This is a genomic window from Daejeonella sp. (genome assembly GCF_030684675.1).
In the GTDB taxonomy this organism is placed as follows: domain Bacteria; phylum Bacteroidota; class Bacteroidia; order Sphingobacteriales; family Sphingobacteriaceae; genus Daejeonella.
The window spans coordinates 51,318-72,211 of sequence record NZ_JAUXXZ010000009.1 but is presented as its reverse complement, the minus strand read 5'-3'; the positions used below and the strand labels follow the sequence as shown (position 1 = coordinate 72,211).

The window sequence follows — 20,894 nt, the reverse complement described above, 5'->3', positions numbered from 1 at the left end:
AGAACTGAAATACCAGGGGAGCAATGGCCAGGAAAATTGTGAACAGAATGAAATAAATGAAAAAACGACTAGTATTCATGGCTTTAACTGTCTGATGGTCTGATAAATTGATAAAAAGACACCCAAAACACAGGCAATTGCCGTTACCCACTGCGTCTTATGTTCATAATACTGATCGGTCTTATAACCAATATATGCCGAAAGTCCGATAATAGCCATCATCTGAAAAGCCACACCGGTATATTTTACATAACTGTTCAGGGCCTGCTTTTCAGCTTCAATTCCGTCAGTTTTGTCACTATTCTTGTGATTTTCATCCTCCTGCTCCATAAACTCATTTTTATATCGCAAAATTATCAAAATATAAGCTGCATTCAACGAAATAAATCAAAGCCAAAAATAGTTAGCGCCCTCTATTGAAAGAGTTTTATGACAGAAAGAGTTTATATTTATCAGGACAAATCCGTTATGATAAAATATCTTTGCAAAGATTCTGTTATATATTTCAAGCAAGATTAAATTGAATTCAAATATTCTGATTGCATTTCGTTTTATATTCCTAAGCTGCTTTTTTTGCTTTTGCCTGCTTTCATGCAGCTCACAGAAAGAAACTGTGGCCAGCAGAGGTATGCAGAATTTAACAGCGCATTATAATATCCTTTATAATGCTAAAGAACTGATTAATCTAAGCGAAAAAAACATTCAGTTAAATTACGCTGATAATTATGACCGGGTGATTTCTGTATATAAAGAGCCTAATGAGAGTCTTTCACGATCAGAATTAAAAAATCTGGATGATGCAATTTTAAAGGCAAACACCATTGCCAATGAAAAGTCATTGAGTAAGTATGTTGATGATGCTTATTTTCTAATCGCTAAGGCAAACCATTTGAAGTCTAATTTTTTCAATGCAGTTGAATTTTTTAACTACGTGTATATTAATTATCCCACAGAGAAAGAGATAAGGCAGGCGGCACTTTCATGGAAAGCAAGATCCCTGATTGCATCCGACCGTCTGGAGGAAGCTGAAAGCACCCTTGACACAGCCATCAGCAATATATTATCAGAAAAAAAATCTGTTGCTGATATATATGCAACACGTGCTCAGCTTTACATTTATGCAAAGCAGGATGAGGAAGCAATAAACTTGCTCGAAAAGGCCCTGAAAACGGTCAAAAATAAACAGAAGAAGATCCGCTGGACCTATCTTACTGCTCAGCTTTATGAAATTACCGACCAGGCACAGAATGCATTATCGAATTATACGAAAGTAATTAAAAGCAATGCCCCTTTCGATATGGCATTTAATGCAAACCTTAGTAGAATTAATCTTAAAACTGAATTAAGCGGGGATACTTCAGGAAGAACCAGAGAGATCATGGCTCTTCTTAAGGATGACAAAAACAGGGAACTTCTTGACCAGGTCTATTTTCAGATAGCCAATAGCTATGCACAAGTAAATAATTTTGAAAAAGCAATCGAAAATTATAATCTGGCGGTATCGAAAAGCACAAAAAATCTAAACCTGAAAGGACTGGCCTATCTTGAGCTTGCCGAAATTTACTTTACGAAGTCAGATTTTCTGATGTCCAAGGCCTATTATGACAGTACGCTCATCAGCTTACCTAAAAACTACCCTGATTACCTTCTGATTAAAAAGAAAGCCGATAATCTGGAGGTACTGGCAAACAGTTTAAATATCATAGCCCAGCAGGATACCCTGCAAATGTTGGCGCAATTGTCTGATGCTGAGCGCAAAGAAAGAATTGGCAAAATAATGCTGGCACAAACCGAAAAAGCACAGGCTGGTTCAGGAATTCCTGTTGGCGGAAATGCATTTATGCCAACAACTCAAATTTCTACTAATTCCAGGGATACGAGATTCTATTTTAATAATTCAGCGGCATTAAGTCAGGGTCTCGCCGATTTTAAGAAACGCTGGGGTCCAAGAAAATTGGAAGATAACTGGCGACGAAGCCAGAGATCAGTATCTGAGATGCCTTCTGCAATTCTACCGGACCCGGGCAGTGGCGCAAACCCTTTTCCGATGCAGGAAATAAAAACTGAGGCCAATATGGATGCCCGGATAAAGGAATATCTCCTGTCGGTTCCTATAAGCCCTGAACAAAAGGCCGAGTCAAATCAGAAAATAGCAGTAGCACTATACGACATTGCCAATTATTATCGTGATATCTCTGCCGATACTGCCGAAGCCGTAAAAACCTATGAACAATTATTAAACCGCTTCCCTGAAAATCAGGACAAACTGGCCGTCTATTATAATTTATACAGACTTTACAGCACTGCCAACAAGAAACGCTCTGACGAATACAAAAATATCCTTCTTACTAAATTCCCTGAGTCCCCATTTGCAAAAATAATTTTGGACCCGAATTTCAGTCAAAAGCAGGATGAGCAGGAAGCTGCCTTCAACCGTCTATATAATGACATTTACGACCTTTACGTTAAAAAGAATTATACAGAAATGCTTAATTCTGTTGAAAAGTACAGACAAGTTTCAGGGGTACAAAAAGTGCCTGCACAATTAGCTTACTTAAATTCGCTGGCCATTGGCCATACGCAAAAACTTCCAGGTCTGGAAAATGCTTTTAAAGAGATAGTCAGCAATTTCCCCGACGAAAAACTAATCGTTCCTCTCATTAAGCAACATCTTGCATTCATCGATTCGAACAGGGTCGCAATGGCAGATCGGATTGTAGCATTAAGTGACCTGGATTTCAATAACAGATTTTTACAGGAGGCCGAAATTGAACAGCCTGCGATCTTAGTCGTGGAACCTAATGACAATAAGCCAATTGCTGATAATAAGGAGAAACCTCAAACCGTCAAATTAGAAACTGAGTTAGAAACCGGTCTTTTCAGGAAGGATGATTCTGCAGAGCATTATTTCGTAGTGAATATTTCTGACCCTTCAGTTAACTTAAGTTCATCCCGATTTGGGATCGGGCAGTTTAACCGGGCCAATTTACCTGGATCAGCAATAAAACATCAATTAAAATCGGTTGCTAACCAAAATCAACTGATATTTGTAGGCCCGTTCGCAGGAAAGGAACTGGTCACAACTTATTTTACAAATATCAGCCCCCTGATGAGGGCAATTATGAAGATACCCCTTGGCAAATACAATACCTTCATAATTAATTCTCAGAATCTCGAAAAAATAATTGATAAAGAGACACTCGACCTTTATGTCGAGTATTACAAAAAGAACTATTAATACAAGCTTTATATGAATACCAAGCTGACGCAGCATGACTTAAATCGCTATACTATCCTGTTCTGGAAATGGATCCTGGGATTGATTGCATTTGGAGCTATACTGATCTTCAGCATCGGTCTGGGATTATTTGGGAGACTACCTGACCTTCGCATGCTTGAAAATCCAAAGAGCTATCAGGCTTCAGAGGTTATTTCGAGTGATGATATTGTATTGGGCACCTATTATGTTCAAAATCGCTCTAATGTTCGCTATGATGAGATTTCCCCTAATGTCATTAATGCACTGATCGCAACTGAAGATATCCGCTTTTACAGTCACTCGGGTATTGATTTCAAACGTACGTTTACAGTTATTTTTTATAACCTGGTAGGAAAACGACAAGGCGCAAGTACGATTACCCAGCAGCTTGCTTTGAACCTATTCTCAAAAGAAGGAAGATCCAGAAACTTTACCAAGCGACTGATTCAGAAATCACAGGAACTCATCGTTGCCGTAAAACTGGAAAGGCAGTATACCAAGGAGGAGATTATTACGATGTACCTCAACACAGTAGATTTTGGGTCTTACAATACATTTGGAATTAAGTCGGCGGCAAGAACTTATTTCAGTACAACACCTGATAAGCTTAAACCTGAACAAGCTGCGATTCTTATCGGGATGCTGAAAGGTCCTTCATTATATAATCCTAACCGGAATCCTGAAAGAGCCCTCAGACGCAGAAATACGGTTCTGGAAAACATGCATAACGCAAATTACATCAGTGATGCAGAAGTTGAACTTCTGAAAAAAAGCCCCTTAAATCTCGCATTCAATCCTTCTGATCATAACGAAGGATCGGCACCCTATTTCAGGGCTGTACTCAAGAAAGATATTCAGCAGACACTTGAAGAAAATTCGATCTATAAAGCTGATGGCACACCTTATGATCTGGATAGAGATGGCCTCAAGATCTATACAACAATCAATTCACGGATGCAGAAATATGCAGAAGATGCTCAGAGGGAGTATTTAAAAACACTGCAGGTTCAGTTCAATAATTCATGGAAAGGCCGCGACCCTTTTAATATCCCGGAAGCAAAATTACTGATAAATCAGGGTATGCGCCGTTCTGACCGCTATCAGCAACTAAAAGCTGAGGGGAAAACTGAAGAAGAGATCCTCAAAAATTTCAGGACACCAACCCAAATGACAATTTTTAGCTGGAGAGGTGAAATCGATACCCTGATGAGGCCTGTCGATTCCATTAAATATTACAAACTCATGCTTCGTAATGCCCTCATGTCAATGGAACCCCAAACCGGTTATGTCAGGGCATGGGTAGGAGGTACGAATTACACCCATTTTAAATATGATCAGGTAAAAATGGGAACCCGTCAGGTGGGATCTACAGCAAAACCTTTTACCTATGCGGTTGCGATTGGTAATGGCGGATATTCGCCATGTTACACCGTTGCAAATGAGCCCGTTGGTATAGACGCAGGTGACGGCACTACCTGGTATCCCAAAGCTTACAAGCCAATACCAGGAACGCTTACACTAAAAAAGGCATTGGCTAATTCACAGAATTATATTACTGCCTATATGATGAAACAGGTAGGTCAGACCGCTGTTGCAACCCTGACGAAAAATATGGGTATTACCAGTGATGTGCCGGCAGTACCTTCGATTTGTCTGGGTTCATTCGATGCTTCTGTTTACGACATGGTAGGTGCTTATTCTGTATTTGTAAATCATGGTGTTTGGACAGAACCTATCTACCTCTTACGAATAGCTGATAAGAATGGAAACGTTATTTACGAACGTCGTCCAAGAATAAAGGTTGTTCTGGATGAACAGACGGCCTATATTATGACCGATATGTTAAAGGCCGTAGTTACAGAAGGCACTGGTGTCAGATTAGGCTGGAAATATAAACTAACTAATCCTATCGGAGGAAAAACGGGCACCACGCAGAATAATTCTGATGGATGGTTTATGGGAATTACCCCTGAGCTGGTAACCGGTGTTTGGACCGGTGCGGAAGACCGTGCCATCCATTTCAGTACAACCAATTTCGGTGAGGGTGCAAATACGGCACTCCCAGTATTTGCGATCTATATGCAAAAGGTTTATGCAGATCCCGCATTGAAATATAGCAAAGGTGATTTTCCTCCTCCAAAAGGTGGGATTACCACTGTTATTGATTGCGGTGAATATACCAAACAGCAATCAGGAGTGAGCGAACTTGATAAAAAGCTGGGTTTCTGATATTAATGTTTTTCTTTACAATTTGCAATTTTGCAGATCAGGTTCTGCCTTGACCATTATCCTGACATGAAAGAATTTGATCCCCGGCCTGAGTTAAAGAATATTCCGCAAAAACCCGGTGTATACCAATTTTGGTCGGAGACCGAAGAGCTTATCTATATCGGTAAGGCCAAGAACTTAAAAAACAGGGTTTCATCCTATTTCAATAAAGATAATATTCGGGTGAATGCTAAGACCCGGATTCTGGTCAGCAAGATCAGGAAAATCACCTTCACCATTGTAGATACCGAAATCGATGCCTGGCTGCTTGAAAATAGCCTGATCAAGAAACATCAACCGAAGTACAATGTGATGCTCAAGGATGATAAGACCTATCCATGGATCATCATCAAAAACGAAAAGTTTCCCCGCATTTTTTGGACAAGAAGGATTATCCGCGATGGTTCAACCTATTTTGGACCTTATGCATCCGTGGGGATGATGCACACCATTTTAGGGATGATCAAAGAAATTTATCCTTTAAGGACCTGCACATTGCCCCTGACCCGTGAAAATATTCATTCAGGAAAGTTCAGAGTTTGTCTGGAATATCAGATTGGTAATTGCAAAGGACCTTGCCAGGCCTATCAATCAGAGGATGATTATGATCAGAGCATTTCGGAGATCAAAGAAATCCTGAACGGAAAAACAGGTTCCGTGATCAGACGCCTTAAAAGTCAACTTGAAGAATCTGTAAGCGGACTAAACTTTGAACTTGCACATAGCCTGAAGCAAAAGCTCGACCTGCTCGATAACTATCAAAGCAAATCGACTATTGTGAATTCATCCATAACAGATGTGGATGTATTCAGTATCGCAACAGACGATAAACATGCCTTTGTGAATTTCCTGAAAGTAATGAATGGGACAGTTATTCAGACTCAGACCCTGGAAATCAAAAAACGACTTGACGAATCTGATGAAGAGTTGCTAAGTATAGCGATAACCGAATTCAGATCGAGGTTTGACAGCAATTCAAAAGAGATTATCATTCCTTTTGAACTTGAGATTCCCGACTCAGGAATTAAATTCACTGTTCCAAAACTTGGCGAGAAAAAGAAATTACTGGAACTTTCACAAAAGAATGTGGCCTATTTCAAGCGTGAAAAATTAGATCAATATGAAAAACTGAATCCGGGATTAAGAACAGACCGACTTCTGGCCCAGATGATGAAAGATCTCCGTTTAAATCAATTGCCAATACATATTGAATGTTTTGACAACTCGAACTTTCATGGAAAATTTCCGGTGTCGGCAATAGTAGTTTTTAAGAATGCAAAGCCATCCAAAAAGGATTACAGGCATTTTAATGTAAAGACAGTTGAAGGCCCTGATGATTTTGCGACCATGGAGGAAGCTGTTTTCAGAAGATACAGAAGATTGCTTGATGAAGAACAAAGTCTGCCACAACTGATCGTAATTGATGGCGGCAAAGGACAGTTATCATCTGCAATAAAAAGCTTAAGATTATTGGGAATAGATAAGCAGGTAACTATTATTGGCATTGCCAAAAGACTCGAAGAAATCTATTATCCAGGAGATCAATACCCATTGTATCTGGATAAAAAGTCTGAAACATTAAAAATTATTCAACAGTTAAGGGACGAAGCCCACCGCTTTGGAATTACATTTCACAGAAAAAAACGAAATAATGCGACTCTGGCAAGTGAACTTGAAAGTATTCCTGGAGTAGGAAAGGCATCTGCCGAAAAATTGCTGAGACATTTCAGGTCTGTCAAAAAGATAAAAGAAGCTTCTGAAATAGAACTGCTGAAGGTATTGAATAAAAGTCAGACTGCTGCCTTATTGGATTACTTTAAATAAAAACGCCGTCCCGAATAAATAACAGGGCGGCATTTCTAAATATTTTAAGATCCTGATTAATATGACCAGAGATCGTGTTCAAAATCCATCAGGGCTTTCTTCACACGTTCAGATTCATAAAGTTTATCTATTCCCATTGCATAATCTTTAATACGTAAATCTTCGGGATTAGACTCCTTTACAATATAACTCGCAAATATCCGCTTCATAAATAAATCGTCAAAACTGAGTCCGGTGGCGTCATTATTTCTGTTTACTGCGGGCTTAGTTACCAATAAATGACGAACTTCAGGGAAGTATATCCAGAATGCAGGTTGCTCATCAAAAGATTGACCAGCTGCTGAAATACGAATCATTGGTGCTATACCGATGATACGCGGTTCAAAAACTGAACGTTGCTTATCAAAAATCCAATCCTCCTTTATACGAAATTTTAAGATACTGTCAGGGTTGAATTCCCCAGCTTTTACTACCGTCCCGGTTTGGTTACCATCTGTATCAAAAATTGGAACCAAAACACTGTCAGCAAACTTTGCCATTGCCTGTTCAGGTTTCAAAATGACATTAAACTCATCTCCATTAACATCATCCTTAGTGCTGCTGGCATCGTATGCAGTAAGCTCACCAGCAATAATTGCATCTGTTAAAATTGTAATCAGACGGGCTTTAGGTGATGCAAAAATCATATTCACCTTGTCGCGGACATCTATTTCCCGCCATACACGTTTGCTGAACATCACATCCGATTCTCTCAGACTGGCATATGGAGCAACCTTAGCATTAATAACATTGGTCTTTTGATAATATCCATCCAGGGGCTTTTCTACCGCTTTTGGTTTGGTATCATTCGTTAAATTAGGTGCCTGGGCACTCAATTGAAGAGTACCGGCAATCAAAATCAGGGCAAAAAATATCTTTTTCATAGCACTTAATTTGCTTTAAAAGCCATAGGGTCAAGCTGTCTTTGGGTTCCATCAGGGCCAACGGCAACTATATCGTCAAATATTACCCTTGTGCCAGGTGTTATTGCGGCCACAGCTGCACTCATTTGAGCACTTAACGTATTTCCATTTGTTTGAAGTACAACAACATCTGCACGAGGTCTGGCAATCACCAAACTAAAGCGGGTAACATTAAACTTGGCATCAAAATCGAAACCTTCAAGAATCGCAAAAATTGAATTTTGTGATTTTATAACTACAGAACTTAAAGCTCCTCCGGTTTTACCTGCAAATTTCGCTTTGGGATCCGGAATCCGCTTAACCCTGAAATCACTTGAACCAATGTTTTGAACCTTACCACTAACATTCGCCGAAACATTTACTTTAGCATTTGTTCCGGGAGTACTTACTGTAACTGTATATTTTCCATTGGACCCTGATATTGTTCCTCCGCTCATGGTAACCACTAAGTTCTCTTTGGGAATGCCTGGAGCCGAAACTGATACAGGGTTCGGAACACCCACATAGAATACATTCATTTTATCCGGAGAAACGACTGCCGAAGGGCGGGCTACCTGATATTTCTGTTCTGTAGTAGTGTAGGTTTTTATTGTTCCATCTGTTTGCTTAACACGAACAGTACCTGTCCAACTGAACATTCCTTCTCTGGAAGTATTGACTGTATACGTTCCTCTCCCTTCCTTTACCTGCAATCTTGAACCACCAACAGATATTTCGGGGCTAGATTTCGAATCTGATGCAGTCAAAAACACCTCAGCTGTATATGGCTGACCGGCAATAAGATAGGAAGTTGGGGCAACGGCAACTGCAGAAAACTGATCCAGATTGACAACAGCCATATCCATCTGCCCAAGTATCCTCTTTACAACTTCAGCCTCAGCGTTTTTGCTGTCTGCCTTTATCTTTGCCAATGCGGTTAAAGCTGCAGTCAATGGAATACCATCACCAAAATTTGATTGTTCCCAGGTTCTGTTAACACCACCGCGATTTGCAGGATCTTTCGCCTCTAGAGAAAAACTGACATTTTTACGATCTTTTACATCCATTAATGAAATTAACTTTTCTCGTGTTGCATTGATTTTATTCTTCAATTCAGTAGCACGTGGCTTATTGATCATTAACCTTGGAGAAATATCAAGATTATCTCTTTTGCTTATGTCCCCCGTCGACTCATTATATCCGCCACCCTCAGTTTCAAAAAGTTTCTGGAGTTCTTCAACATAAGCATTTAATTCACTTGTATATGAACTTGCCTTTTTAGCCTTCTCATAAATTGGACGCGCTCTTTCGGGCTCATTTTTTAGTTTAGTTGCTTCAAATGAAGCATAAGTTGCATCAACACCAATTTGGACATTCTGTGTTGAAGCATTTAAACTGTCCGTTAAATTTTTGAAAGCTTCTAAGATTGAATCACTAATATTCAGTGCTACTAAACCCAATAACACCAGGTAAAGTATTCCAATCATTTTCTGCCTTGGGGTTTGTTTACCTCCAGCCATGCAATTATATTTAAAAAATTAAAGATCTATAATTCGTTTGGCAATTATCACCGATTAGGTTGATTCATAGCAGAAAGCATATTTCCGTAAATAGAATTTAAGGATGATAAATTCTTCGCCAGTTTGCCTACTTCCTCTTTGAATTGTTTGGAATCTTCCATTGACTCATTAAAATTTTGCATGGTCAGAGAAAGATTCTGATAGAATTTGTTCATTGACTTCAAATGAGCACTTGAATCCTGTAATTCAAGCTCATATACAGCGTTGAGTGCTGAAATATTTCTTGCCAGGTTATTTACCTGCTCATGGTATGATTTAGAATCAATATTGGTATCAGCCATTTCCCTGAGGCTGACTGTTGCCTTATCGAAAGCTGTGTTCAGACTATCAAAACTACCTGAAGCGGTTTTAACTTTAGCTGCCAGTTCAGTAGTTGCACTTGCAGTATCAGCAATTCCTGAAATCGCAGAAACTTTATCTCCAAAAGATCTTAAACCTGAGCCAAGGCTCTCAATAAGTTCAGGTCCGATTTTGGCTTCCACCATCATTTTATCCAAAGCTGCAGTTGATGAACCAGAACCGCTTAATGAGGCCTGTGCTAAATCACCCTTAAATTCTTCATCAAGTTCAGGGTAAACCCTTGTCCAGTCGGGGTCGGTGGACTCTGCCTGAAAACCCAAAATAAAAAACAGAATAGCCTCTGTGATCAATCCCACTGCGATCATGATCTCTCCACCCTGCCAGTGCAGGATCTTGAACATCAGACCAACAATAACTACGGAGGCACCCCATGAAATTAAGGTATTAATACCCAGTTTAAACTTTTTCTTTTGAGCCATAATATGAACGCTTTTAATATTAGAGAGGATTGTAGTTTTTATTTAGAGCTTATCTTTGATATCGCGACCCTGATACTTGGTTATACAACGAAAACCGATGTAAGATTTTGCAGTGTCCTGATATTCAAAAGCACTTGCTGAATTTTGAAGGAAATAACCTATATCTTTCCATGAACCTCCGCGAACAACCTTACGCTTCATCACTTCAGGATCTTCCGGGCGGGCCTCATAACTGAAGGTAGGATTCATATCATGAGTGAATGTAGAAGCAGATTCATCAAATGCAGAAGAAGTCCATTCAGAGACATTTCCTGCCATATTATATAAACCATAGTCGTTTGGATAATAAGCCTTTACATTCACCGTAAATGGACCGCCATCATCAATGTAATTACCTCTTCCTGGTTTGAAATTAGCCATCAGACAGCCCTTTGCATTTCTAATGTACGGCCCCCCCCATGGATAACTTGTTCCAACCCGGCCTCCCCTTGCAGCATACTCAAATTCTGCTTCAGTAGGAAGATCATAATCAGCACGTTTTGGAAGGCGTCGACTATCCATATAAGCTTCATTGAAACGTGTCCTCCAAACTGTAAAGGCACGTGCCTGACGCCAGTTAACACCAACTACAGGGTAGTTTGCAAAGGCAGGATGCGAAAAATATCCCTTAACCATAGGCTCATTCTGAGCATAGGCGAAATCGGATAACCACACAAGAGTATCCGGATATACACCGACTGTATCCCTCAGAATAAAATCAGAACGTTTAGCTTCTCTATTATTACGATTATTTGCTGCTTCCCTTAATTTCATTATCGCGAAATTATATTTCAGCAATCTAACATCAATTTCATTCCGGTCAAATACCCTGTCTTCACCCTGATAATACATGGCTTGCAATTTGGGTCCATTAGCAGATGCACCTTTTTTCCCACCCCATATTGCACTGCCATTGCCGACCTTTTTCCAGTTAATGTACTTTTTACCTGCATCATTGGGATCAACTTTGCCCTTAGGTTTAAGATAATACTGTTCATCCTGCAGATAGGTCGTAATTGCTATAGAATCGCGTACCCAATTCACGAATTGACGGTATTCGCTGTTAGTAATCTCAGTTTCATCCATGTAGAACGCCTGTACGGTTACCTGCTTGTTCTGAGATATCTGAGCAAAAGTGATATCCTGGTCGGTTTGACCCATAATAAAAGTTCCGGCGGGAATGTAAACCATCCCGTAGGGTACCTGATTGTTTTTAAACTTTTTAGTTGCAACACCAATCAATTCACCGTTTGTACCACCTTTACCACAACTGGTGCCCAAAACGGCGATAGCTGCAAGAACGATAAAGTATATTTTTCTCATTTTATATGATTCCAGTTTGCATTCGCTCAACAATATAATTTCGAATATAATAAAAAAGCATATATCATATACGACAAAACTAATCTATCTGCGTTGATATTAAACTTTTCATATTAAAAATATCAAAATTTAAGGATAAATTAATTTGCCAAAATATCGCATTATTATTATCCGCGATTTCTTATTAGTACGTATAAATCAAGTCCAGGGTTTAACTATTTAAAAATAAAAACGAATCCGCTTCCAATTTGTTTCAATTTATTTATTGACTTGTTTAATATATTGCTCAAGTGCCATCGTCATACTGGGCGCTTCAGGAGTGGGTGCAGGTATATTAAGGACCAGTTCATGTTCCAGAACTGCTTTATGGGTGCTTACACCAAAGGCAGCAATTCGGGTATAATTCTGCTTGAAATCGGGAAAGTTAATGAAGAGTGAATGAATGCTGCTCGGACTGAAAAATGCAATTACATCATAAAAAACCTCTGCAAGGTCAGAAAGGTCACTGCATACGGTATGAAATAAAACCGCAGGCTTAAAATCATAGCCATTTGCGGAAAGGAATTTCTGAGTTTCTTCGGCTGCAACATCAGAACAGGGATATAAAAAAATTTCGGATGTATGCTTTTTCAAAAGATCTGCAAGATCAGCTGCAGTTTGTTTTCCAAAGAATATTTTGCGTTTTCTATATTGAATATATTTCTGAAGATAGAGCGCAATTGTTTCCGATATACAGAAGTATTTCATATCAGCAGGTACATCATATCGCATTTCTTCACATATCCTGAAGAAATGATCAACCGCATTCCTGCTTGTGAATATTACTGCAGTAAAATCCGCTAAATTTATTTTCTCTTTACGAAATTCTTTTGCCGGAACGCCCTCTACATGGATGAAGGATCTAAAATCTATTTTCAGATTATATTTTTTAGCTAAATCAAAATAAGGCGACTTTTCCGAATCAGGCTTTGGCAAAGTAACAAGGATACTTTTGACTTTCCTTGGTTTTTCAATTGGACTTACTTGCATATTTCTTAAAAAGGCTAATACCCGAGTACTTTAAAAAGGATAATTAAAGGACAAAATTCGAGGGCACAAAGGTAAATAATTAAATAAACTTTTGGAAACTTGTAATTTGATAAAATATTTGCCCCCGCTCTGAGAAATTGAACAACGAAAATTCCGAGAAGCATCACAATTCCAATATAACTGTAAATTCCTGCAAAACGACTGGAAGTGAGACTAAAGGCAATAACCACTGGCAAAAACAAAATTGCAGCATTGAAATAGCTTAGATATAATACTGATACATACTCCCTTACAAGCCTTTTAACATCAAACAAAAACCCTAAAACCCGAAGTACTATTATTTTGAAAGTGAACAAACCAATGACAAGTGCAGTCAGGAAAAGGAAAAGTTCAAAGCCATCAAATGGATAGGTTAATTGCATATACTTACCTGATAAATACAGGTAGAGGCCAATAATAAGACCAAAGAGTAAATAGAAAAAAACGAAAGGCCAGGAATTAAACAGACTGTCTTCTTTATTAATTCTGGTCAGAATCTGGTTACTGTAAAAGGCCATAACTATGCTATTCAACTCTGCCGGAAAGAAATACCTGACTAGCGAAAAGAATATTACCAGAAACAAAATAACACCAATAATCCATGCTTCGCCTTTGGGTCTTACTATTCCATACCTATTGTGACTGTCTTTCTTTGGAAATTTTGCAGCCCAGGCAGAAAAATCGAGGTTCTCTACTTTATACAAACTAATGAGGCTGTCAAGGAATGGATTGGCGCGATCCGGATCAGGAGCTTTAATCCAGACAACAGACAATGAATCTCTTATGGCTTGGATAGAATCTCTGTAAGCAGCTCTTCTGGCAAGGCCGGCTGCATCATAAGTTTGATAAACTGGAGTATTTGAATTAAGTCTGAGACTGTCTGTCTGCGCGAAAGCAAATGAGTTAATCAGAAATAATACAAGAATAATACTGTATAAACGTTTAAACATCCCCATGTAAGTACCCCAAAGCAAATATTTTCCAGTATCTCAAATTTCCACTTTTTTATGTTTGTTTCCTAAATATCTTTCAGATTAAGGCTAAAGAACATGTCTATCCCAACAAAAATTCAGCAAATTCTAATTCACAAGGTTTCAGGACAATGGATTTTTTTACAAGTGACAGAATTTTATTCAATTAATAGTTAAATATTTTGAATTTTATTCCGAATAAAATAATTTTACCGAACAATGCATCAAAAAGAATATCAACTGGATCAGGTAGACCGGGAAATCCTTGGCCTGTTGCAGGGAAATGCCCGAATCTCAAATGCTGATATTGCAAGGGAACTGAGCATGGCCCCATCTGCTGTGCTCGAAAGGGTAAAAAAACTGGAACTAAAAAATACCATTCTTCAATATACCACACGCTTAAACCCTTCGGCATTACATCAAAATCTGCTTGCCTATGTGTTTATAAAAGCCTCCGACGGGATTGGTTGCAATGACACCGCCTCCGCACTTGCTGCAATACCTGAGGTTCAGGAAGTGCACCATGTAGCCGGGGATGATTGTTATCTGGTCAAGATTCGCACTTTTGACTCAGCCTCACTCATGGAATTGATGAGAAAATCCATTGGAAAAATTCCTAATATTCTATCTACCCGTACAACTATTGTTCTTGAAACGGTCAAAGAACAGCAGCAATTGGTTATACCCACGAAATAAACATGTCTAGTTCTACTAAAAAATCTGCATCTCTTTTAATGGTTGTCCTCGCCTTTGCAATAGTCTATATTGTATGGGGCTCAACTTACTTTTTTATTCAGATTGCCGTCAAGGATTTTCCTCCTTTCATTTTAGGTGCCTTACGATTTATAATTGCTGGTGTACTGATGGCGGCCTGGTGTATTTTTAAGGGTGAGAATGTTTTTGCAGCGAGAGGAATAGAGCATGCGGCAATCAGCGGAATACTACTGCTTTTTTGCGGGAATGGTATTATAATCTGGGTTGAACAAAGTATGCCGAGTGCAATGGTAGCCATCATGGTCTCATCTGCTCCAATATGGTTTGTTTTGCTCGACAAGCCTAAATGGTCTGAAAACTTAAGAAGCAAATCGATTATTGCGGGCATGCTGATCGGACTTGCCGGTGTAATCCTGCTCTTTAGTGAACAGGTTTCTGAGGCATTGTCTCTTCAGGGAAGTGAATCTGTAAAAATGAGCAGTATGGTCATGCTTGTTATTGCGGCAATAACCTGGTCAGGGGGATCGCTTTACTCTAAATACAAATCATCTGAAGACCCAATTATCGTAACCAGTACCTGGCAGATGATGGCTGCCGGCATTGCTTTTATACCCGGAATTATCATTCGTGATGAATTTAATGGCTTTCAATGGAAAGATGTATCGGGAGATGCCTGGATGGCTGTAATATACCTCGTCGTTTTGGGTTCTATAGCAGGTTTCAGTGCTTATGTATGGTTATTAAAGGAAAGACCGGCGATGCAGGTTAGTACCTATGCTTATGTAAACCCCGTTGTGGCCGTGCTTCTGGGAGTATTTTTTGCTAACGAGAAAATCTCATCTATTCAGATAATTGGGCTTATTATTATCCTGGGCAGTGTTTTCATGATCAATATGGCAAGGTATAGAAGAGAAAAACTGGCAGAAAGGAAGATCGCAGGGATAGAATAAGTATTTATCAGATCAGGAATTCATAAAAACAAAGGATTACACTATTGTTGTAGATTTGCAGAATGGCCGGAATCTATATTCATATCCCTTTTTGCAAAAAAGCCTGTCACTATTGTGATTTTCATTTCAGCACTTCTCCTCAATATAAGGATCAAATGCTCAATACATTAAGATCTGAAATCATCCTTCGAAAGAACTATCTGGATAAGGAAAAAATTGAAACGATCTATTTTGGTGGTGGTACTCCTTCACTAATGAGTGCCGATGAATTGCAAACCCTGATTGGTCAGATCACCGATCAGTTTGAAGTTTCATCAAATGCTGAAATAACTCTTGAGGCCAATCCCGACGATCTGAATCCTCAGTATGTAAGGGAAATAAAAAATACCCTGATCAATCGTTTCAGCATTGGAGTGCAATCATTTTATGAGGAAGATTTGAAATGGATGAACCGTGCACATACTGCCAGCGAAGCCCAAAGCGCAATAAAAAGAGTTCAGGATGCTGGATTTGAAAATATTACGGCTGACCTTATTTACGGATTCCCTCTTCTGAGTAATGAAAAATGGGAATTTAATATTCAGCAGCTTATAGAATACCATGTTCCTCATATCTCTTCTTATTCTATCACAGTAGAACCCAAAACCGCATTGGCAGCCTTCATCAATAAAGGCAAGCAGCCCATTATGGATGAAGGCCAGAGTGCATCCCAGTTCCTTATACTCATTGACCATCTTGCAGAATCTGGTTTTGAGCATTATGAGATCTCAAACTTTGCAAAACCTGGCATGCATTCAAGGCATAATTCAAATTACTGGGATGGGGTAAATTATCTTGGCATCGGGCCCTCCGCTCATTCTTTCAATGGGGAAAGCCGACAATGGAATATTTCGAATAATTCAAAATACATTGATGGGATTGAATTGAAGAAGATTCCGGCAGAAACTGAAATATTGAGTACCGAAAATAAGCTCAACGAGTACATCATGACTTCCCTTCGTACCAGTAAAGGAATGAATCTGCAATCGATTACAGAGAAATTCGGATCCGACTATTCAAATGAAATTTATAATGGTCTGGAACCCTTCCTCGAGAGAGAATGGATAAATATTAATGAACAATTGGTTACCTTAACAAGGGAAGGAAAGCTATTTGCAGATCATATTGCCTCAGAATTATTCCTCAGCACTAATTAGGTTACAATCGTATGGAAGTAAAGAATAAAATAATTTGGATCACCGGCGCCTCAAGCGGAATAGGCGAAGCACTTTGCTATGAACTGAATCAGGCTGGGGCCAAACTGATTATTTCATCACGAAGTACGGAAAGCCTGTATCAGGTAAAGAGCAAATGCATGAAAAATCAACTGGACGTACACGTACTTCCACTTGATCTTGAAAATACCCTGGAGTTAGAAGATAAGGCAAATGCAGCACTGAATATTTTTGGAAGGATCGATATCATTATTCATTCGGGAGGTGTGAGTCAGCGTTCGCTTGCAATGGATACTGACCTTGATGTTGCCCAAAAAATCATGAATATTAATTTCTGGGGGACGGTTGCCTTGACCAAGGCAGTAATCCCATCCATGTTATCAAATCAATCAGGACATATTGTAATCATCAGTAGCCTGGTTGGGAAATTCGGCACCAAATTCCGCTCAGCATATTCGGCATCCAAGCATGCATTGCATGGTTATTTCGACTCCCTGCGTTCAGAAATCGATCCAAAAATCAAGATCAGCATCATTTGCCCGGGCTTTATTAAAACCAATGTTACGATTAATGCTTTAACTGCTGACGGAACAAGGCAAAACACGATGGATGATGCCCAGGCAAATGGAATGTCTGCTGATGAATGTGCAGTACAGATTATAAAGGCGATAAAATCCGGAAAAGAAGAGGTTTATATCGGCGGAAAAGAGAAATATGCCGTACTACTGAAAAGATTTCTACCCGGATTGTTTTCAAAGATTGTAAGAAAAGCCAAAGTTACCTGAAGCTCTAGCTCGAATGATCGGCAATTACCTTCCATTCACCATTAATTTTCTTTAAAAGAAGAGTGAAAAAACCCATGGGTTCGTCCTTTTCGCGCTTTAAATGCCATGCACCTAATACAAATGCATGATTAGCAGGAATCAGTCTAACCTCTTTAATGTCAAAACTTAAGAATCCCATTGCTTTCTGATCAGGATAGCTTTTTTTGTAATTCGCAAGTGTAGTATCCCAGCCATATTTCGGTCCGTTTTTACCAACAAAGAGCAGTGAATCAGATTTCAAATACCCCTGCATAAATTCCATTATATTTCCCTTGTTCCATGCCTGTCGCTGATCCTCAAGAAGTTTAAGGATTAAAATCTTGTCATCATTCTGAGCTGATGCCTGCAAAGTCCCGATAAAAAACAGGAACATGATCATAATTTTCTTCATACCTAAAAGTAAGAATATTAAATAATCGGACTTTCCTTTATTTGACATGTCGATAACATATTTAGATTCATAAACCTCTAACTTCGTTTTTTCGTAAATCAAGGTAAAATCAAATCATGCGGGGACACGTATTCTCGAAATTTATTCCAAATGAACTTCCCAAAGGAGGTTTCGAAGAACTTTTGAAGTTATTTCTCGAACTCCTGAATTATACTTCGGGGGATGCAAATGAAGCTTTGGACTGGATGAACGAGTTGGATAAGCAATATAAGCTTACCAGCGATGATTACGGAATGGGTGACTTCATTGAAGATCTGAAAAAGAAGGGCTATTTGGGAGATGATGATCAAAATCCCAAAGGTTTTAAAATCACTTCAAAAACCGAACAAAGTATCAGACAATCAGCGCTCGAGGAAATCTTTGGGAAGCTCAAAAAGTCTGGTAAAGGTGGACATAACACCAATATTTCAGGGCTCGGAGAAGAGAAAAATGCAGATCGCAGAGAATATCAGTTTGGCGATAGCCTGGATCAGATCGACATGACTGCATCTATCCACAATGCTCAGGTTAATCATGGCATTGGCGACTTCTCAATGACTGAAAGAGATCTGGAAGTTGAAGAAAAGGACTATAAGACCATTACTTCAACAGTTCTGATGATCGATATTTCTCACTCCATGATACTCTATGGTGAAGATCGCATTACACCTGCAAAAAAGGTAGCGATGGCACTTGCAGAGTTAATCAGGACCAAATATCCTAAAGACACCCTTGATATCGTTGTTTTTGGAAACGATGCCTGGCCAATAACCTTAAAAGAACTTCCTTATCTTCAGGTAGGGCCTTACCATACCAATACTTACGCAGGGTTGGAACTTGCGGTAGACCTGCTCAGGAGGCGAAAAACCCATAACAAACAGATCTTTATGATCACCGACGGGAAGCCAACTTGTTTAAAGGAAGGTACCAAATACTATAAAAATAGTATCGGTCTGGATAGAAAGGTGGTTAATAAAACCCTTGGAATGGCTGCACAGTGTAAAAGGCTTGGAATACCGATAACCACATTTATGATTGCCAGGGATCCATATCTTCAACAATTTGTCAAGCAGTTTACCGAGATCAACGGAGGCAAGGCGTTTTACAGCTCCCTAAAAGGGCTGGGAGAATACATTTTTGAGGATTACATTAAGAACAGAAGAAGAACGATTAGATAGAAATTCGACAGATATTATGCTGCATATCAAAACACTGAAAGAACTAAAAGAATCGGGTTATGTTTCCCGATCAGTAAAGGAAGAACTCCGTGAAAATCTCATACGCGAACTAAAGAACAAAAACACAGTACTCGAAGGAATTATTGGCTATGAAGATACCGTTATTCCTGACCTGCAGACTGCCATTCTATCTCAGCATAATATTCTACTCTTAGGCTTGCGCGGACAGGCAAAAACGCGTATTGCCCGTCTGATGATCAACCTTCTTGATGAATATGTGCCCTATATTGAAGGCTCTGAATTATTTGAAGACCCCTTAAACCCAATTTCATGGTCTGGACATCATACCCTGGAAATTAAAGGTGATACTACGCCGATTGCATGGTTGCACCGTTCTGATCGGTATACTGAGAAGTTAGCTACACCCGATGTAACAGTGGCCGATCTTATTGGAGATGTTGATCCAATTAAAGCAGCGACCTTAAAATTAACCTATTCTGATGAGAGAGTAATACATTTCGGATTGATCCCGCGTGCACACCGTGGTATTTTTGTGATCAATGAACTCCCGGATTTACAGGCACGAATTCAGGTAGCCCTTTTCAATATCCTGCAGGAGAAAGATATACAGATAAGAGGTTTCAAACTGCGTCTACCATTGGATATTCAATTTGTATTTACAGCAAATCCGGAAGATTATACCAATCGTGGGGCAATTGTAACCCCTTTGAAAGACAGGATCGAAAGTCAGATTTTAACACATTATCCAAAAAGCATCGATGTTTCGAGAAAGATTACGCAGCAGGAAGCCAGGCTATCGGCTTCCCAAAGAAGCACTATCGAAGCTGATGGATTGGTAAAGGATCTTGTTGAGCAGATTGCCTTTGAAGCACGTGAATCTGAATATATCGATAAAAAATCAGGAGTTTCTGCCCGTCTGACCATCTCTGCATATGAGAATCTGATCAGTAATGCTGAGCGGAGAATGTTACTCAATGGTGAAAGCAACACATTTGTTCGGATTTCGGATTTTCTGGGTGTAATTCCCGCCATTACCGGAAAAATTGAACTTGTTTATGAAGGTGAATTGGAAGGTCCGGGTAAAGTAGCGAACATTTTGCTTGGAAAAGCTATTAAAACCCTGATGCTCAACTACTTTCCAGACCCGGAAAAACTTAAGAAAGCAAAAGCAGCGAACCCATATGCGGATATAATCAACTGGTTTGCAGTAGGTAATAGCATCAGCCTGGTTGATGACCTGTCACTGGAAGAATATATTACAGCTTTAGAATCAGTACCCGGACTAAGAACTGTAATAAAACAGTTCCATAAGACTCTAAGTAAAAACCAGCAGATTCTCTTAATGGAGTTCTTATTGCATGGCCTGTCTGAATTTTCATTGATCAATAAATCCTTCCTCGATAAAGGATTTAGCTTTAATGATATGTTTAACAGTCTTTTCAATACCGAATTTGAGGATGATGATGAGTATAACGAAGACCGGGATCAGTTTTAATTCCTGCTCTCAAGCT

Annotated in this window: 17 protein-coding genes; 9 read left to right on the top strand and 8 right to left on the bottom strand. The window is 39.2% G+C overall.

The features are described 5' to 3' along the window. Positions 1 to 75 precede the first annotated feature (75 nt). Complete coding sequence (locus Q8M41_RS01385; RefSeq protein ID WP_305363444.1) at positions 76 to 351, bottom strand: AtpZ/AtpI family protein; 276 nt, start codon at positions 349 to 351, stop codon at positions 76 to 78. A gap of 262 nt (positions 352 to 613) precedes the next feature. Here Q8M41_RS01385 and Q8M41_RS01380 point away from each other — a divergent pair, with 262 nt between their 5' ends. The 3 genes from Q8M41_RS01380 to uvrC all read left to right on the top strand — a co-directional run bounded on the left by Q8M41_RS01380 (position 614) and on the right by uvrC (position 7,351). Further along, positions 614 to 3,238 (top strand): tetratricopeptide repeat protein, encoded by a 2,625-nt coding sequence (locus Q8M41_RS01380; protein WP_305363443.1) that lies wholly within the window; start codon positions 614 to 616, stop codon positions 3,236 to 3,238. Between the two features lie 12 nt (positions 3,239 to 3,250). Beyond that, positions 3,251 to 5,488: a transglycosylase domain-containing protein gene (locus tag Q8M41_RS01375; protein WP_305363442.1), complete on the top strand. Its 2,238-nt coding sequence runs from the start codon at positions 3,251 to 3,253 to the stop codon at positions 5,486 to 5,488. Positions 5,489 to 5,554: 66 nt separating this feature from the next. Then, the gene (gene uvrC / locus Q8M41_RS01370; protein WP_305363441.1) at positions 5,555 to 7,351 is read left to right on the top strand and encodes an excinuclease ABC subunit UvrC; all 1,797 of its coding nucleotides are present in this window, start codon (positions 5,555 to 5,557) and stop codon (positions 7,349 to 7,351) included. A gap of 56 nt (positions 7,352 to 7,407) precedes the next feature. Here the strand turns inward: uvrC and gldN are convergent, their stop codons facing one another. The 6 genes from gldN to Q8M41_RS01340 form a co-directional block, all read right to left on the bottom strand. Continuing rightward, positions 7,408 to 8,274 (bottom strand): gliding motility protein GldN, encoded by an 867-nt coding sequence (gene gldN / locus Q8M41_RS01365; protein ID WP_305363440.1) that lies wholly within the window; start codon positions 8,272 to 8,274, stop codon positions 7,408 to 7,410. 5 nt (positions 8,275 to 8,279) lie between these two features. Continuing rightward, the gene (gldM, locus tag Q8M41_RS01360) at positions 8,280 to 9,812 is read right to left on the bottom strand and encodes a gliding motility protein GldM (RefSeq protein WP_305363439.1); all 1,533 of its coding nucleotides are present in this window, start codon (positions 9,810 to 9,812) and stop codon (positions 8,280 to 8,282) included. A gap of 47 nt (positions 9,813 to 9,859) precedes the next feature. Beyond that, complete coding sequence (gene gldL, locus Q8M41_RS01355; protein WP_305363438.1) at positions 9,860 to 10,651, bottom strand: gliding motility protein GldL; 792 nt, start codon at positions 10,649 to 10,651, stop codon at positions 9,860 to 9,862. A 42-nt stretch (positions 10,652 to 10,693) separates the two neighbouring features. Next, on the bottom strand, positions 10,694 to 12,013 hold the full coding sequence (locus Q8M41_RS01350; RefSeq protein ID WP_305363437.1) for an SUMF1/EgtB/PvdO family nonheme iron enzyme: 1,320 nt from the start codon (positions 12,011 to 12,013) through the stop codon (positions 10,694 to 10,696). A gap of 258 nt (positions 12,014 to 12,271) precedes the next feature. Beyond that, a complete protein-coding gene (locus tag Q8M41_RS01345) occupies positions 12,272 to 13,042 on the bottom strand; it encodes a uroporphyrinogen-III synthase (RefSeq protein WP_305363436.1) in 771 nt (256 codons plus the stop codon). A gap of 14 nt (positions 13,043 to 13,056) precedes the next feature. Beyond that, positions 13,057 to 14,031 carry a DUF4271 domain-containing protein gene (locus Q8M41_RS01340; protein WP_305363435.1) on the bottom strand — a complete coding sequence of 325 codons (975 nt, stop codon included), beginning with the start codon at positions 14,029 to 14,031 and terminating at the stop codon, positions 13,057 to 13,059. 240 nt (positions 14,032 to 14,271) lie between these two features. Here Q8M41_RS01340 and Q8M41_RS01335 point away from each other — a divergent pair, with 240 nt between their 5' ends. From Q8M41_RS01335 to Q8M41_RS01320, 4 genes are all read left to right on the top strand, one after another. Next, a complete protein-coding gene (locus tag Q8M41_RS01335) occupies positions 14,272 to 14,748 on the top strand; it encodes an Lrp/AsnC family transcriptional regulator (RefSeq protein WP_305363434.1) in 477 nt (158 codons plus the stop codon). A 2-nt stretch (positions 14,749 to 14,750) separates the two neighbouring features. Further along, the gene (locus tag Q8M41_RS01330; RefSeq protein WP_305363433.1) at positions 14,751 to 15,716 is read left to right on the top strand and encodes an EamA family transporter; all 966 of its coding nucleotides are present in this window, start codon (positions 14,751 to 14,753) and stop codon (positions 15,714 to 15,716) included. Between the two features lie 62 nt (positions 15,717 to 15,778). Beyond that, positions 15,779 to 16,912, top strand: a complete 1,134-nt coding sequence (gene hemW, locus Q8M41_RS01325; protein WP_305363432.1) for a radical SAM family heme chaperone HemW — start codon at positions 15,779 to 15,781, stop codon at positions 16,910 to 16,912. 11 nt (positions 16,913 to 16,923) lie between these two features. Further along, positions 16,924 to 17,715, top strand: a complete 792-nt coding sequence (locus Q8M41_RS01320; protein ID WP_305363431.1) for an SDR family oxidoreductase — start codon at positions 16,924 to 16,926, stop codon at positions 17,713 to 17,715. A gap of 4 nt (positions 17,716 to 17,719) precedes the next feature. Here Q8M41_RS01320 and Q8M41_RS01315 read toward each other — a convergent pair whose 3' ends face one another. Then, complete coding sequence (locus Q8M41_RS01315) at positions 17,720 to 18,193, bottom strand: nuclear transport factor 2 family protein (RefSeq protein WP_305363430.1); 474 nt, start codon at positions 18,191 to 18,193, stop codon at positions 17,720 to 17,722. Positions 18,194 to 18,261: 68 nt separating this feature from the next. Here Q8M41_RS01315 and Q8M41_RS01310 point away from each other — a divergent pair, with 68 nt between their 5' ends. Then, the gene (locus Q8M41_RS01310; RefSeq protein WP_305363429.1) at positions 18,262 to 19,362 is read left to right on the top strand and encodes a VWA domain-containing protein; all 1,101 of its coding nucleotides are present in this window, start codon (positions 18,262 to 18,264) and stop codon (positions 19,360 to 19,362) included. 16 nt (positions 19,363 to 19,378) lie between these two features. Next, positions 19,379 to 20,878 (top strand): sigma 54-interacting transcriptional regulator, encoded by a 1,500-nt coding sequence (locus tag Q8M41_RS01305; RefSeq protein ID WP_305363428.1) that lies wholly within the window; start codon positions 19,379 to 19,381, stop codon positions 20,876 to 20,878. The last annotated feature ends 16 nt before the right edge of the window (positions 20,879 to 20,894 follow it).